The 14906-nt window shown below is 64.4% G+C and carries 14 protein-coding genes; 3 read left to right on the forward strand and 11 right to left on the reverse strand.

Annotated features, from left to right (window positions below):
* The first annotated feature begins 25 nt into the window (after positions 1 to 25).
* Together LB528_RS11585 and LB528_RS11590 are read left to right on the forward strand one after the other, a co-directional pair.
* Positions 26 to 1453, forward strand: a complete 1428-nt coding sequence (locus LB528_RS11585; RefSeq protein ID WP_224714964.1) for a gamma-aminobutyraldehyde dehydrogenase — start codon at positions 26 to 28, stop codon at positions 1451 to 1453.
* Positions 1454 to 1547: 94 nt separating this feature from the next.
* The gene (locus LB528_RS11590) at positions 1548 to 2033 is read left to right on the forward strand and encodes an ester cyclase (RefSeq protein ID WP_224714965.1); all 486 of its coding nucleotides are present in this window, start codon (positions 1548 to 1550) and stop codon (positions 2031 to 2033) included.
* 100 nt (positions 2034 to 2133) lie between these two features.
* Here LB528_RS11590 and LB528_RS11595 read toward each other — a convergent pair whose 3' ends face one another.
* The 11 genes from LB528_RS11595 to LB528_RS11645 all read right to left on the reverse strand — a co-directional run bounded on the left by LB528_RS11595 (position 2134) and on the right by LB528_RS11645 (position 14103).
* On the reverse strand, positions 2134 to 3540 hold the full coding sequence (locus LB528_RS11595) for an FAD-binding oxidoreductase (protein ID WP_224714966.1): 1407 nt from the start codon (positions 3538 to 3540) through the stop codon (positions 2134 to 2136).
* Between the two features lie 328 nt (positions 3541 to 3868).
* On the reverse strand, positions 3869 to 4183 hold the full coding sequence (locus LB528_RS11600; protein WP_095766062.1) for a hypothetical protein: 315 nt from the start codon (positions 4181 to 4183) through the stop codon (positions 3869 to 3871).
* A gap of 29 nt (positions 4184 to 4212) precedes the next feature.
* Entirely contained in the window at positions 4213 to 4575 is a 363-nt protein-coding gene (locus LB528_RS11605; protein WP_224514277.1) for a nuclear transport factor 2 family protein, read from the reverse strand.
* Positions 4576 to 4656: 81 nt separating this feature from the next.
* On the reverse strand, positions 4657 to 5130 hold the full coding sequence (locus LB528_RS11610) for a carboxymuconolactone decarboxylase family protein (RefSeq protein ID WP_318012298.1): 474 nt from the start codon (positions 5128 to 5130) through the stop codon (positions 4657 to 4659).
* Between the two features lie 109 nt (positions 5131 to 5239).
* Entirely contained in the window at positions 5240 to 6754 is a 1515-nt protein-coding gene (locus tag LB528_RS11615; protein WP_224714968.1) for an alpha/beta fold hydrolase, read from the reverse strand.
* Positions 6755 to 6943: 189 nt separating this feature from the next.
* Positions 6944 to 7231, reverse strand: a complete 288-nt coding sequence (locus tag LB528_RS11620; protein ID WP_224714969.1) for a formate dehydrogenase subunit delta — start codon at positions 7229 to 7231, stop codon at positions 6944 to 6946.
* On the reverse strand, positions 7221 to 8051 hold the full coding sequence (gene fdhD, locus LB528_RS11625; RefSeq protein WP_224714970.1) for a formate dehydrogenase accessory sulfurtransferase FdhD: 831 nt from the start codon (positions 8049 to 8051) through the stop codon (positions 7221 to 7223). Before fdhD ends, LB528_RS11620 begins: the two co-directional genes overlap by 11 nt.
* Before the next feature lie 3 nt (positions 8052 to 8054).
* Positions 8055 to 10967: a formate dehydrogenase subunit alpha gene (gene fdhF, locus LB528_RS11630; protein ID WP_224714971.1), complete on the reverse strand. Its 2913-nt coding sequence runs from the start codon at positions 10965 to 10967 to the stop codon at positions 8055 to 8057.
* Between the two features lie 10 nt (positions 10968 to 10977).
* Positions 10978 to 12534, reverse strand: coding sequence for a formate dehydrogenase beta subunit (locus tag LB528_RS11635; RefSeq protein ID WP_224714972.1), 1557 nt, complete (start codon positions 12532 to 12534; stop codon positions 10978 to 10980).
* A complete protein-coding gene (locus tag LB528_RS11640; RefSeq protein WP_224714973.1) occupies positions 12531 to 13010 on the reverse strand; it encodes a formate dehydrogenase subunit gamma in 480 nt (159 codons plus the stop codon). The genes LB528_RS11635 and LB528_RS11640 overlap by 4 nt, the downstream gene beginning before the upstream one ends.
* A gap of 193 nt (positions 13011 to 13203) precedes the next feature.
* Positions 13204 to 14103, reverse strand: coding sequence for a LysR family transcriptional regulator (locus LB528_RS11645; protein ID WP_224514265.1), 900 nt, complete (start codon positions 14101 to 14103; stop codon positions 13204 to 13206).
* Positions 14104 to 14261: 158 nt separating this feature from the next.
* Here LB528_RS11645 and LB528_RS11650 point away from each other — a divergent pair, with 158 nt between their 5' ends.
* Positions 14262 to 14903: a DUF47 domain-containing protein gene (locus LB528_RS11650; protein WP_224514264.1), complete on the forward strand. Its 642-nt coding sequence runs from the start codon at positions 14262 to 14264 to the stop codon at positions 14901 to 14903.
* The last annotated feature ends 3 nt before the right edge of the window (positions 14904 to 14906 follow it).

Genomic DNA, 14906 nt, shown 5'->3' on the forward strand with positions numbered 1-14906 from the left:
TCGCTCCTGTTAAGGGAGAACCCCGATGGACACTCAAATGCTGATCGGCTCGAAATTCGAGAAGGGCACCGAAACCGAGGAGCCTATTCTCAATCCGAAGACCGGCGCGACAATCCTCAATCTGCCGGAGGCTAGTCCGGCTCAGATCGAAGCCGCTGTCAGTGCCGCCGAACAAGCGTTCGTCAGCTGGTCGCGCACGACGCCGGCGCAGCGCTCGGGCTACCTGCTCAAGATCGCCGACCGCATCGAGGCCGAGGCGAAGGAATTCGCGGCGCTCGAGGCGCTGAACTGCGGCAAGCCGATCAATGCCGTGCTCAATGACGAGATTCCGGCGATCGTCGACTGCTACCGCTTCTTTGCCGGCGCGGTGCGCTCGATGCCCGGCCAGGTCGCGGGCGAATACCTCCCTGGCCACACCTCGATGGTACGGCGTGACCCGATCGGCATCGTCGCCTCCATCGCGCCCTGGAATTATCCGCTGATGATGATGGCCTGGAAGCTGGCGCCGGCGATCGGCGGCGGCAACACGGTGGTCTTCAAGCCGTCGGAGCAGACGCCGCTGACCGCGCTGAAACTGGCGAGGATCCTTTCCGAGATCCTGCCCGAGGGCGTCGTCAATGTCGTGCTCGGCCGTGGCGACAGCGTCGGCAACACGCTGATCAACCATGCCAAGGTCAACATGATCTCGATCACCGGCGATGTCGCCACCGGCAAGAAGGTGCTGCAGGCGGCCGCCAAGTCGGTCAAGCGCACGCATCTGGAGCTGGGCGGCAAGGCGCCGGTCATCGTCTTCGACGACGCCGACCTCGGCGCCGTGGTCAATGGGCTGCGCGCCTTCGGCTACTACAATGCCGGCCAGGATTGCACCGCCGCCTGCCGCATCTATGCCGGCAAGAAGATCTACGACAGGCTCGTCGCCGATCTTTCTTCCGCCGTCTCGACCATCAAATACAACCGGCCCGACGACACCGAAAACGAGATCGGCCCGCTGATCTCGCGCCGCCAGCGCGACCGCGTGTCGAGCTTCGTCGAGCGCGCATCCGAACTGAAGCACATCGAGATCACCACCGGCGGCAAGCCGGGCGAGGGCTCCGGCTTCTATTACCAGCCGACCGTCGTCGCCGGCGCGCTGCAAGAGGACGAGATCGTGCGCCGCGAGGTGTTCGGCCCGGTCGTTTCGGTCACCCGCTTCACGGATGTCGACGAAGCGGTGAGCTGGGCGAACGACAGCGATTACGGCCTGGCCTCGTCGGTGTGGACCAAGGATGTCTCGCGCGCCATGGCGACCGCTGCCCGCCTGCAATATGGCTGCACCTGGATCAACACCCACTTCATGCTGGCCAACGAGATGCCGCATGGCGGCCTGAAACAGTCCGGCTACGGCAAGGACATGTCGCTTTACGCGCTGGAAGACTACACCGCCGTCCGCCACGTGATGGTGGCGCACGGCTAGGCGCTTTTACCTTCCCTTGTGGGAGAGGTCGGACCTTCTCCCATACAGGAAGAAGGAGACGGAGACAGGCATTCAACCAAGAGGGAGGAAGACAATGCAACGCCGCCAGTTTCTTGCATCAGCAGCCATCGCCGCCACGTTTTTTGCCGTGGCTCCATCCTTCGCCGCCGATACCGCGCAATCGGTGGTCGAGGCCTATGTCGCGGCCTGGAATGCGCACGACTCGGCCAAGGCCGCCGGCTACTTCGCCGATGACGTCACCTATTACGACGCGTCCGTCGGCAAGCCCGTCACGGGCAAGCAGGCCGCCAAGACCGGCGTCATCGACAATTTCCTGAAGGCTGTTCCCGATGCGGTCTGGACGATGAAGGGCAAGCCGCTCGTCGATGGCGACCGTGTCTCCTTCGAATGGGAGTTCTCCGGCACCAACACCGGCGCCTGGGGCGACGGCACCGCGGCGACCGGCAAGAAATTCTCCTTCACCGGCGCCTCGATGTTTTCCATCAAGGACGGAAAGATCGCGACCCAGAGCGACTATTACGACGCACTCGGCTTCTATAAACAGCTTGGCCTGATGTAGGGTGACGCCGCGCCAGCTTCTCCCGCGTGGAGAAGCTGGCTCCGGAGGCAATCCGACCTCGGATGCGACGGTCGCTATGTCGGCGGAGGCAGCGTAAAAACTAAGCAGCCGTCCTGCCCATCTCCGATGTCGCCGGCTTGATGTTCTGGTTGACCCGGAAGACGTTTAGGGGGTCATAGATGCGCTTCACCTGGCTCAGCCGCTCGTAGTTTGCGCCATAGCTCGCCCGCACGCGTGCTTCACCTTCGTCGTCCATCATGAAATTCACGTATCCGCCTTCGCCATTATGGGGATGGATGCTCGCCCAATACGTCTTGGCCCACTTGGTGAGGTCGGCGGCCTTGGCCGGATCGGGATCGATGGCGGCGATGACCATCGACCAGGTTGCGTCGCGCGCGTTCCATGCGGTCTCGTTCTTGCCGACGCGGCGAACGGCGCCGTCGATCGGGTAAAGATGCATGAGCGACAATTCGCTCGGCGCCGCGGCGGCCTGCGCGATATGGGTCGCGATGGCTTCGTCGGGAAGCGACCTGACGAAATCGCCCTTCCAATACCATTGCAGGCCTTTCGGAAACAGCGGGTCGAACAGCGCCTGCAAGGCCGGGAACGGCATCACGCCCATCCAGTTGAAGATCGGCGGCGGCAAATTGTCCAGCAGCGGTGCCATGGCCTTGCGGCCATCCTCCTCGGTGCCGTTGTAGCAGGAAATGATGGCGCAGGCGCGCTTGCCCCAATATTCGCGCGGGAAGGGATCGGTCGAGGGAACGGTTTTCAGGCCGACAAAGGCGCCAAGATCTTCCGGGGCCTCCGGCAGGTAGTCGCGATAGGTCCGCATGACGGCCAGGGCATCCTTGGCCTCCCAGAACACCGGGCCGCCGAAGATCATGTTCGCAGGATGGGCCTGGAACAGGAAGCTGGTCACGACGCCGAAATTCCCGCCGCCGCCCCGCAGCGCCCAGAACAGGTCGGGGTTCTCGGTTTTGCTGGCTGTCACCACGCTGCCGTCGGCCAGCACCAGATCGGCTTCGACCAGATTGTCGATGGTGAGACCGTATCTGCGCGTGAGATAGCCCGTCCCTCCGCCGAGTGTTAGCCCGGCAACGCCCGTGGTCGAGACGATCCCGGACGGTACAGCCAACCCGAAAGGATGGGTGGCATGGTCCACGTCGCCCGAAGTGCAGCCGGCCGCGACCCTCACGGTGCGCGTTTTCGGATCGACATGGACGCCCTTCATTGTAGCCAGGTCGATGACGAGCCCGTTGTCGCATATCCCCAACCCGGCGCCGTTGTGCCCACCGCTGCGCACGGCGATCAGCAGGTCGTTGTCGCGCGTGTATTTTACGGCGGTGATCACGTCGGCGACATCGGCGCAGCGCGCAATCAGCAGCGGTCGCTTTTCAATCATGCCGTTATAGACCTTGCGCGCCTCGTCATACTCGGCATCGTCACGCAGGATCACCTTCCCGCGCAGGCTTTCACGCAGTTTTGCATGGGTTTCGTCGGTCATCGATTTGCTCCCTTGATTGCGCCCACCGCCATGCGGCGTCGGCGCGACGCATTTGTTGCTTCGTTGTGCCGCCTCGACGGGCGGGTGCATTGGATGGTGCAGGAACAGCACATTGCATCAATCCGGTGCGCGCCGCTTCGCCCGAAAGGACCAGCGGAGCATGGCCCGGGTGAGCCATGAACAAGGCAGCCAAGGCTACGGATTGGCCGTGCCGGGATGCTCGACCCCTGGCCTTGTCGATCTGGTGATAACGAGCGGCCGCCCGCGTCGCAGCCGCTCGCGCCTTCGTGCTCGCCGGCGGCCTCTCAGCCCCGGCTCTTCGGTGCAGCTACTCCACGATCCGGAAGATCGTCCATTTGCTGGTGCCCGACACCACATAGGGCTCCAGCTCCTTGCCCCATTTGGCATGTGCGTCGATCTTGGCGATCTTGGCGAAGAATTCCTCCAACTGGGCCAGGCTTTCGACCTGGTGGTGCGCCTCGATCGTCGCTTCGCGCGCGCCCACGGAACCGGTCATAAGCTGGAACTTCATGTCGGCGAGCCCGACCTGAGAGCCGATCTCACGCTCCCATTTCCGCATCAGCTCGAGCGCGGTCTGCTTGTGACCGAACTTGGCGTCGATCTGCCATCTGGCGCTGAACATGTTTTTTCTCCTCCCTGACTTGCGGTTGACTACTCGTCCCAGGCCTGCACGACGGTCTGCCGCGCGATCCGCCCGTTCTTCAGCTCCACCATCGCCGCGCAGTACACCTTCGTGCCGTCCGGATAGGCGCAGGCTTGCATGAAGGCGAGGTTGTTCCCCTCGGTGACGGTGGTATCCACCTTGTGGGTCATCGCCCGGCTGCAGATGTCGTCCCAGAAGGTGCTGATCGCCGCACGGCCGCGGATCTCGCGCGGCTTGCTCGGCGGATTGTTGCGATCGATCACGCGCACCAGCGCATCGTCGGTGTAGAAGCTCGACAGCAGCTTGCCGTCACGGCCCTCGATCGCCTTCTTGATCGCGGCGCCGTCCACGTTTCCTGTCTTGGTCAGCATGTCATCCTCCATGTGCCCATCGTCTTGGGCGGTTGATGTGCGAAAGTGCCGCCCGGCGCTTGGTGCCGGGCAGGGTTTTTCTCATTGCGACTTGGCTTTGACCGCAGCGAACAGGTCGTCGGTCTGCTTCTTGAAGGTCGCCAGATCGACCTGGCTGCCGTTGAGCATCGTCGACCAGTGGCGCACGATCGCCGCCATCGCGATGGCCTCCTTGATCTCCTCGTCGCTCGCGCCGTTCGCCTTGGCCGCCAGCGTGTGGAAATAGATGCAGTACTGGCAGGGAATCTGTGAGGCCACCGCGAGACCCATCAGCTCCTTGGTCTTGCCGTTGAGGGCGGTGTTCGGATTGAGCTGCACGCCCTTGATTTCGGCCCAGGCGCCGGCGACCGCCACATCGGGCAAAATCTTGAACATGTCCGGCACTGTGCCGAGCGTGGCCTGGATGTCCTTGTAGGCGGCGGTGGCTGAAGCGTCTTCGGCCATCGCGGGGGTGATGGCCAGCAATGCGCCCGCGGCAAATGCCAGCAATCCGCTCTTGCGACTGAGTTTCAGCATTTCATCCTCCAATTCGCGGGGCTTTTTCGGCGGCATCGCCCGGCCCGCATGGGGAGAATTGATACCTCTTAGGGCGCCTCGACCGCTTCGCCCGAAAGCGCCATGGCTCTCATGGCCCGTCCGGGCCAGCATGTCTGGCCGAGAACGCCGCTGCCGCCGCACGCGACGGCAGATCGAGCTTGAGCAGTATGTTGGCGACATGGCGCTTGACCGTGTGCTCGCTGAGGCTGAGTTCGGCGGCGATCGCGGCGTTGCTCTTGCCGTCGGCGATCAGGCTCACCACCTCGCTTTCGCGAGCTGTCAGCGCGGCCGGATCGGCAGATTTTGCTTTGGGCCGGCAGGCCGGCTCCAGATGCTGCTCCGACGTCGCCAGAACCACCGGTACAGGCTCATCCAGCTCATCAAGGCTGACGCGGCCGGCATCGACGAAATGCAGGCCGGAGCCCACCGCAAGATCGGCGACCAACCGCGAGGCCAGGATGTCGCCGCGCCCGGCATGGGCAGCGAGCTGCATAGTCACTCGCGCTGTCAGCCCGACCGGTTGGCCGCGCATTTCGATCTCGCCGACATGCACCCCCTGCGCGCTCGCCACGCCGATCTGCTGTGCCGCCTCGCGCAATGCCGCCGCGCAGCGTATCGCGCGCGCCGGCCCATCGAAGCGCGAGATCATCAATTCGGCATGCGTTCCGGCCGCGCGTCCGCCATGGCGCCCGACCAAAAGCCGCCAGGTTTCCTGGAAGTGCAGGCTGCGCTCGCTCCACATACGATCGCCGAGCTTGGCCGTGTCGTAAATACGCGTCACCAGCAGCGCCGCAAGCACACGTTCGACATCGGCCACTGCCGGTTCCCCGGTCAGGAATTCCTCGATCAGGTCGGCCACGCGGTCGACGTCGCCGGTCCAGATCGGGTGGTCACGCCCGGAGATCTCGACCAGGTGGGCGCCGGGGATCTTCCTGGCCAGGAAGCGGCTGGCGTCAGGGTCGACGCGGGCATCGTTGCGACGATGGATCAGGAATGTCGGCACCCTGATCGCCCCGAGCATGTCGCGCACGTCGATATCGGCGTTCATGCGGGCAAGGGCTGCCGCGGCGGTCGGGCTGGCCGACAGCCGCTCGAACCGGGCCCACCACTGGGTGAAGTGGCTGTCGTCCACCCGGCCGGGCGCGAAATTCGGCAAGGTCGCGCCGGTTCCCCAGGACGTTTCCGCCGTCTCGATGAAAGCTTCGAGACGCTCCGGCGGCATCACCCATCTGTGGAAATGCGCATAGCCGCCATAAAGCACCAGTGCCCGCGTCCGCTGCGGATAGGTGGCGGCAAAGAGCATCGCCATCGGCGCGCCTTCCGAGGCGCCGAGGATCGCCGCGCGGCCGCTGCCGGCGGCATCCATCACCGCCCGCACGTCGTCCATGCGGGTCTCGAGGCTGGGCAGGTGGCGAGTGTCGACACGGTCGGAAAGCCCGGTGCCGCGTTTGTCGAACAGGATCAGCCGCGAAAAGGCCGAGAGCCGCTTCAGCAGCCTGCTGTAGCCTTCGTCTTCCCAGTGCAGGTCGAGATTGGAGATGAAGCCCGGTACGAAGACCAGATCGAACGATCCCTGGCCGACCACCTGATAGGCGATCCGCACATCCCCGCTCCGGGCGTATCTGGTCTCGATCGGCCTCACGCAAACTACCCCGCCGGCCAGACGATTTCCTGGCGTCAAGCATAGCAGAGGCAGGCCGCTTACGGCAGACAAACTTTAGAGAGTTGGAATGTAAGATCCTTGGCGCCGCCTGGGCCGCGTTTGCACCACCAGCGCGAAACGGCCTCCAGCCTATGCCGGCCTGGCGTAGCCTAGGCTCTTGTCGGCCTGCTCCGGCGTCGGTGGCCGCTTGATCTTGGCCGAGGCGGCGATCACGAGTTCATCGAAATTCTCGGTGCCGGCGTCGAGCATCTCGAAGAGCTGGCGCCGCATCCGGGGCTCCCAGAACTTGTTGATGTGCTCGGCAACGCCGGCAATGCCTTCCTCGCGCGGCTTCGAATGGAAGAAGGAGGCGATCTGGTTGGCCATGCGCACCAGCTTTTCCGCGGTGCTGGTGACGTGTTCTTCGTCATGCGACATGCTTGGCAACTCCAGAAGTCACCCGTTCGGGGTGGGTGAAAATATCGAAATCGTCCCCGCGCACCAGCGCCACCAGCGTCATACCGGCGGCGTCGGCCGTGCGGATGGCGAGCGCGGTCGGCGCCGAAACCGCCATGATGATCGGGGCGCCAATGGCGGCGGTCTTCTGCACCATCTCGACCGAGACGCGAGAGGTCACCACGACCGCGCCGCTCGAGCCGTCGATGCCGGCCTTGGCCAGCGCGCCGGCGAGCTTGTCCAGCGCATTGTGGCGGCCAACATCCTCGCGCGCCATCACGATGCCCTTGCCGGGAACATACAAACCGGCAGCGTGCACCGCGCCGGTTTCAGTATGCAGCGGCTGCTGCTTCGACAGCAGGCGGACGGCGCTTGCTATATCTTCCGATCGAAGCGTAAGGAGCGACGCACCAACGGCGTCGACCGAGCGCATGGCCTCCTCGATGGATTCGATCCCGCACAAGCCGCAGCCGACCGGCCCGGCCAGCCTGCGCCGCCGCGCCTGGAAACGCGTGTTGGCCTGGTCCTTGAGCCTGATCTGGATATCGATGCCGGCACCGAGATCCTCGACCTCGATCGCCTCGATCTCTTTTGGATCGGCGATGATGCCTTCGGTCAGCGAGAATCCGAGCGCGAAATCCTCGAAATCGGCGGGGCTCGCCATCATCACCGCATGCGTGGTGCCGGCAAAGGAGAACGCCACCGGCGTCTCTTCCGGCACCATGCGGTTCGCGGCAGCGGTGCCGCTGGCGCGATGCGCCAGCCGCGAAATTTGCGTCGTGGCTTTGCGCCGCGCGGTCAAGAACTACTCCGCCGCTTCCAGCGGTGCGATGCGCCGGCTCTGCCTGGCCTGCTCGTTGTAGTCCTTCTGCCAGTCGGTCGGGCCGTTGGATGGCGCCACCTGCACGGCGGTGACCTTGTATTCCGGACAGTTGGTCGCCCAGTCCGAGAAGTCGGTGGTGATCACGTTGGCCTGCGTGTCCGGATGGTGGAAGGTCGTGTAGACGACGCCGGGCGAGACGCGGTCGGTGATCAGCGCGCGCAGCGTCGTTTCACCGGAGCGGCTCGCCAGCCGCACCCAGTCGCCATCGCGCACGCCGCGGACTTCGGCGTCGTGCGGATGGATCTCCAGCCGGTCCTCGGCATGCCAAACGACGTTTTCGGTGCGCCTTGTCTGCGCGCCGACATTGTACTGGGAAAGGATACGGCCGGTGGTCAGCAACAGCGGATAGCGCGGACCGGTCCGCTCGTCCGTCGCCACATATTCGGTGCGGATGAACTTGCCCCTGCCGCGCACGAAGCCGTCGACATGCATGATCGGCGTGCCGAGCGGCGCCTTCTCGTTGCACGGCCACTGCACCGAGCCGACGCGGTCGAGCAGCTCGAACGAGACACCGGCGAAGCTCGGCGTCGTCTGGGCGATCTCGTCCATGATCTGCGACGGATGGGTATAGTTCCAGTCGAGCCCGATGGCGCGGGCAAGCTCCTGCGTCGCTTCCCAGTCGGCGTAGCGGGCCTTCGGCTCCAACACCTTGCGCACCATGTTGATGCGGCGCTCGGCATTGGTGAAGGTGCCGTCCTTCTCGAGAAACGTCGAGCCCGGCAGGAAGACATGCGCGTAGTTCGCCGTCTCGTTGAGGAAGAGGTCGTGGACGACCACGCATTCCATCGCGGCGAGGCCGCCGGCGACATGCTTGGTGTCGGGGTCGGACTGCAGGATGTCCTCGCCCTGGATGTAGATGCCCTTGAACGAGCCGTCGACGGCGGCGTCCAGCATGTTGGGGATGCGCAGGCCCGGCTCGTCGTCCAGCTTGACGCCCCACAGGCTCTCATAGATGTCGCGGACCGCGTCGCCCGAGATGTGGCGGTAGCCCGGCAGCTCATGCGGGAAGGAGCCCATGTCGCAGGAGCCCTGCACATTGTTCTGCCCGCGCAGCGGGTTCACGCCGACGCCCTGCCGGCCGATATTGCCGGTTGCCATGGCAAGATTGGCGATGGCGATCACCGTGGTCGAGCCCTGGCTGTGCTCGGTCACGCCGAGGCCGTAATAGATCGCGCCATTGCCGCCCTTGGCGTAGAGGCGCGCAGCGCCCCGGATAGCTTCCGGGTCGACCCCGGACAGCTTGCCGACGGTTTCCGGGCTGTTCTCCGGCAGGGCGACGAAGGACGCCCAATCCTGGAATTCGGCCCAGTCGCAGCGCTCGCGGATGAACGCTTCGTCAAACAGGCCTTCGGTGACGATCACATGCGCCAGCGCCGTCAGCACCGCCACATTGGTGCCGGGCTTCAAGGGCAGGTGGTAGTCCGCCTCGATATGCGCCGATTTCACCATCTCGGTGCGGCGCGGATCGATCACGATCAGCTTGGCGCCCTGGCGCAGCCGCTTCTTCAGCCGCGAGGCGAACACCGGATGCGCGGAAGCCGGATTGGCGCCGATGATGACGGCGACATCGGTGAACTCGACCGAATCGAAATCCTGCGTGCCGGCCGAGGTGCCGTAGGTCTGACCGAGCCCGTAGCCGGTCGGCGAATGGCAGACGCGGGCGCAGGTGTCGACATTATTGTTGCGGAAGCCTTGGCGAACCAGCTTCTGGACGAGGTAGGTTTCCTCATTCGTGCAGCGCGAGGACGTGATGCCGCCGATCGCCGTGCGCCCATACTGATACTGGATGCGGCGGAATTCCTTTGCCGTATGGGCGATCGCCTCTTCCCAGCTCACTTCGCGCCACGGATCGGAAATCTTCTCGCGGATCATCGGCGACAGGATGCGGTCCTTGTGGGTGGCATAGCCATAGGCGAAACGGCCCTTGACGCAGCTATGGCCGTGGTTCGCCTTGCCGTCCTTGTAGGGCATCATGCGAATGACCTCGTCGCCCTTGACCTCGGCCTTGAACGAGCAGCCGACGCCGCAATAGGCGCAGGTGGTGACGGCCGAACGCTCCGGCATGCCCTTCTCGAGCACGGTCTTCTCGCGCAGCGCGTCGGTCGGGCAGGCCTGCACGCAGGCGCCGCAGGAGACGCATTCGGAAGCGATGAAGTCCTCATGCATGCCGGCGACCATGCGCGACTCGAAGCCGCGGCCCTCGATGGTCAGCGCGAAGGTGCCCTGCACCTCTTCGCAGGCGCGCACGCAGCGCGAGCAGACGATGCACTGCGCCGGGTCGTAGGTGAAATAGGGATTGGATTCGTCGCGGGCGATATAGTCGACCGCCAATGAGCCGTGGCCGGGCGCGATGCCGCCCTCTTGCTTCACGTGGTTGCGGCCTTCGACGCCGTAACGGTTCTCCGTGAGGCCCACTGACTTCGCCACCGCATCGAACTCGCTGGCGCCGGTTCCGGCCTTCTCGTTCCAGCCCATCGGATGGTCGGAGACATAGAGCTCCATGACGCCGCGGCGGATGGCGTCGAGCCGCTCGGACTGCGTGCGCACTACCATACCTTCGCCCACCGGCGTCGTGCAGGAGGCCGGTGTGCCGCCGCGCCCTTCGATCTCGACCAGGCAGACGCGGCAGGAGCCGAAGGAGTCCAGCATGTCGGTGGCGCACAGCTTCGGGATCTCGACGCCGCCCTCCATGGCCGCGCGCATGATCGAGGTGCCTTCCGGCACGGTGATGCTTTGCCCGTCGACGGTCAGGGTCACCTGCTTCGTCGCTTTCGACTCCGGCGTGCCGTAGTCGATCTCTTCGATGAGCGTCGGGAAGTCGGCCTTGATGTTCATTTGCCAGCTCCTATTCAGCAGCCACGCGCGCCGGCGCGGGCTTGAAATCCTCGGGGAAATGCGTGATCGAGCTCATCACCGGGTATGGCGTGAAGCCGCCCAGCGCGCAGAGCGATCCAAACTTCATCGTGTTGCAGAGGTCGGTGACCAGAGCGAGGTTCTTCTCCGCCTCGATGCCCGCGGCAACCTTGTCCAGGACCTCCACGCCGCGCGTCGAGCCGATGCGGCAGGGCGTGCACTTGCCGCAGCTTTCGATGGCGCAGAACTCCATGGCGAAGCGCGCCTGCTTCAGCATGTCGGCGCTGTCGTCGAAGACGGTGATGCCGGCATGGCCGATCAGCCCGTCGCGCTTGGCGAATTCCTCGTAGTCGAACGGCGTGTCGAACAAGGCGCGCGGGAAATAGGCGCCGAGCGGCCCGCCGACCTGGACCGCCTTCACCGGCCGCCCCGAAGCCGTGCCGCCGCCGATGTCGTCGACGATCTCGCCCAGCGTCAGGCCGAAGGCCGTCTCGAACAGGCCGCCATGTTTGACGTTGCCGGCGATCTGGATCGGGATCGTGCCGCGCGAGCGGCCCATGCCGAAATCCTTGTAGTAGGCGGCGCCCTTGTCCATGATGACAGGCACCGAGGCCAGGCTGATCACGTTGTTGATCACCGTCGGCTTGCCGAACAAGCCTTGGATCGCTGGCAACGGCGGCTTGGCACGCACCACGCCGCGCTTGCCTTCGAGGCTGTTCAAGAGCGAGGTTTCCTCGCCGCAGACATAGGCGCCGGCGCCGACGCGGATTTCCATGTCGAAGGCGTTGGGCGAACCCAGCACATTGACGCCGAGCACGCCCGCCTTGCGGGCGATCGCGACGGCCTTGTTCATCGTCGCCACCGCGTGCGGATATTCCGAGCGGATATAGACGAAACCCTTGGTCGCGCCTGTGGCGATGCCGGCGATAGCCATGCCCTCGATCAGCACGAAGGGATCGCCTTCCATGATCATGCGGTCAGCGAAAGTGGCGCTGTCGCCCTCGTCGGCGTTGCAGACAATGTATTTCTGCGCGCCCGCCGTATCCAGCACCGTCTTCCACTTGATGCCGGTCGGGAAGCCGGCGCCGCCGCGGCCGCGCAGGCCGGATTCGGTCACTTGTTTCACGATGTCCGCCGGCGCCATCGCCACTGCATTCTGCAGACCGTTCAGGCCGCCATGCGATTTGTAGCTGTCGAGTGACAGCGGATCGATGACGCCACAGCGCGCGAAGGTCAGCCGGGTCTGCTTGGCGAAGAAGGGGATCTTGTCGGGCGCGCCCAGCCAGCGTTTGTGGTGGCCGCCCTTGAGAAAGCCGCTGTCAAACAGGCTCTTGACGTCGGATGGCTTGACCGGCCCGTAGGCGACGCGGCCCTCTGCCGTGGCCACCTCGACCATCGGCTCCAGGAAATAGGCGCCGCGCGAGCCGTTGCGCACGATCTTGGCTTCGACGCCGCGCTCCTTGAGTTCCTTCTCGATCGCCCTGGCGACCTTTTCTGCGCCGAGCGCCAGCGCGCCGGAATCTGCCGGGATATAGATGCGCGGGATCATGAACATACCTCCGCGACGATCTCTTCGATCTTTTCGTCATCGAGCCGGCCGATGACTTCGCCGTCGAGCATCGCCGACGGCGAGCAGGCGCACAGCCCGAGGCAATAGACCGGCTCCAGTGTAACCGATCCGTCGCGCGTGGTCTCGTGGAAATCGATGCCGAGCAACTGCTTGACCTTGGCCGCGACCGCATCCGAGCCCATCGACTGGCAGGCCTCGGCCTGGCAGAGCTTCAGCACGTGCCGGCCGGCAGGCTTGGCGCGGAAATCGTGATAGAAGCTGACCACGCCGTGCACCTCGGCCCGCGATAGGTTCAGCCCATCGGCGATCACCGGCAGCGCGTCCTTCGGAACGTGCCCGAACTCTTCCTGTATGCTGTGCAGGATCGGCAGCAACGGGCCTTCGAGGCCCTTCATCTCGTCAATGATCGCCGCCGTGCGCGACGCGATCTCGGTACTTGCGGCCTGCATGCTCACGCAGCGCCCTCCCTGGTCGTGGCGGCCAATGTATGTCACCCCAGCATATAGAGCGGTTTCGGGGCAACGACATGCATAGGGCGCAATATCGCTAAGTCCTTACGAAATCAGAGGAAACCTCCGAAATCAATAAAGCGCTCTCGTCGATTGATAGAAATTTTCTATCAAGATCCGGCGGCTTGCATTGTCTAACTTAGCGGTGGGCGCGGAAATCGTCCGCCAGCGCCATCGCCTCTCCCAGAAGCGCCTGCACCAGCGGCGTGTGCGGCTCGCGCGGCGCCGCCACCAGCCCGACCGTATGGCTGGCGTCCGGCTCGACAATCGGGATCGCCCGGATCGGCTCGGAAAAGCCGAACGTTTCCGCAAGGTTGAGCGGCATGATCGACGACCATTTGCCGGTACGGATATGCGAGAACAGCACGATCATCGAATTCGATTCCAGCGTCGGCCGCACCTGCACGCCGGCTTCCGCCAGATGCTGGTCGATGATGCGGCGGTTTTGCATATCCGGCGTCAGCAGGCAGAGCGGCAATTGGCTGATCTCCGACCATGTCACTTTGTCGCGGTCGGAATAGGGGTTTCCGATCGCGGTGATCAGCTGATAGCGCTCGTCATAGAGCGGCACGCTGGTCACGCGCCCGAGCGGCTCGTTGTCGAGATAGGTGATGCCGGCATCGACGTCGAAATTGCCGAGCAGCGACAGCACTTCGATTGATGTGCGCGACAGCACCGAGAACGTGACGCCCGGATGCTTTTCGCGGAATGGCGTCGTCAGCCGCGCCACCATGGCGAGCGCCGTCGGTATCGCGGCGATGCGGATACGCCCGGACAGCCCGTGGCGCGCCGCCCGCATCTCCTCGCGCATCGTGCGTGAGTCGCCGACGATGCGGCGCGCCCAGCCCAGCACCTGCTTGCCTTCCGGCGTCAGGCCCTGGAAGCGCGAGCCGCGCAGCACCAGCATGACGCCCAACTGCTCCTCGAGCTGCTTGATGCCGGCCGACAAGGTCGGTTGGGTGACGCCGCACACCTCCGCGGCCCGGCCGAAATGCTCCTCCTTGGCGAGAGCGATGAAGAATTCCAGCTTGTCGATCATGCCATCCGATCCGCAGTGTTCGGTCCAAGGTCGAGGAAATCGCCTCGCTTCGCAAGACACGCGCAATCGGGTCTCGTCCACATTTTTGAGCCGGCTATCTGTTTTCCCGCGCCGCGCATGGCGCTATGTGGGGTAGGGCGGAGGCAAGGAAGGACAAGATGCTGAGCTGGTTTCGCAAGCTGTTGCCGCGCGAGGATCGTTTCTTCGATATGTTCGAGCGGCATTCGCGCACCGTGGTCGGCGGCGCCGAGGCCCTCGAGCAGCTTCTGCAGGGCAAGGACATCGACCGCTGGTGCCAGAAGATCATCGATCTCGAAAACGAAGCTGACGGCATCACCGCCGAGGTCCTGCTTGCCGTCAGGCGCTCCTTCATCACCCCCTTCGACCGCGGCGACATCAAGGACCTGATCCAGTCGATGGATGATGCCATCGACATGATGCACAAGACCGTCAAGACGGTGAAATTGTTCGAGGTGAGGGAGTTCGATCCGCTGATGCGGGAAATGGGCGAGGTCATCGTCCAGGCCGCCCGATTGGTCGCGGAAGCGATCCCGCTGCTCAGCAAAGTGGGCGCCAACGCAGCGCGCCTCAACGCCATCGCCGAGGAGGTCATGCGCGTCGAGGGCCGCGCCGACGACCTGCACGAGCAGGGCTTGAAGGATCTGTTCAAGCGTCACGGCCGCGGCGACGCCATGGCCTATCTGATCGGCTCGGAGATCTATGGCCAGCTGGAAAAGGTGGTCGACCGGTTCGAGGATGTCGCCAATGAGATCAGCGGCATCGTCATCGAGAACGTTTAGGCG

The organism is Mesorhizobium sp. CA4 (assembly GCF_020165075.1).
Classification (GTDB): Bacteria; Pseudomonadota; Alphaproteobacteria; order Rhizobiales; family Rhizobiaceae; genus Mesorhizobium.

Bases quoted from the DNA above. Each gene is read 5' to 3' on its own strand.
- LB528_RS11590 (WP_224714965.1), top strand. From the start codon at position 1,548: ATGCAACGCCGCCAGTTTCTTGCATCAGCAGCCATCGCCGCCACGTTT.
- LB528_RS11635 (WP_224714972.1), bottom strand. From the start codon at position 12,534: ATGATCCCGCGCATCTATATCCCGGCAGATTCCGGCGCGCTGGCGCTC.
- LB528_RS11600 (WP_095766062.1), bottom strand. From the start codon at position 4,183: ATGTTCAGCGCCAGATGGCAGATCGACGCCAAGTTCGGTCACAAGCAG.
- LB528_RS11620 (WP_224714969.1), bottom strand. From the start codon at position 7,231: ATGTCGCATGACGAAGAACACGTCACCAGCACCGCGGAAAAGCTGGTG.
- LB528_RS11605 (WP_224514277.1), bottom strand. From the start codon at position 4,575: ATGCTGACCAAGACAGGAAACGTGGACGGCGCCGCGATCAAGAAGGCG.
- fdhF (WP_224714971.1), bottom strand. From the start codon at position 10,967: ATGAACATCAAGGCCGACTTCCCGACGCTCATCGAAGAGATCGACTAC.
- LB528_RS11645 (WP_224514265.1), bottom strand. From the start codon at position 14,103: ATGATCGACAAGCTGGAATTCTTCATCGCTCTCGCCAAGGAGGAGCAT.
- LB528_RS11595 (WP_224714966.1), bottom strand. From the start codon at position 3,540: ATGACCGACGAAACCCATGCAAAACTGCGTGAAAGCCTGCGCGGGAAG.
- LB528_RS11610 (WP_318012298.1), bottom strand. From the start codon at position 5,130: ATGCTGAAACTCAGTCGCAAGAGCGGATTGCTGGCATTTGCCGCGGGC.
- LB528_RS11585 (WP_224714964.1), top strand. From the start codon at position 26: ATGGACACTCAAATGCTGATCGGCTCGAAATTCGAGAAGGGCACCGAA.
- LB528_RS11650 (WP_224514264.1), top strand. From the start codon at position 14,262: ATGCTGAGCTGGTTTCGCAAGCTGTTGCCGCGCGAGGATCGTTTCTTC.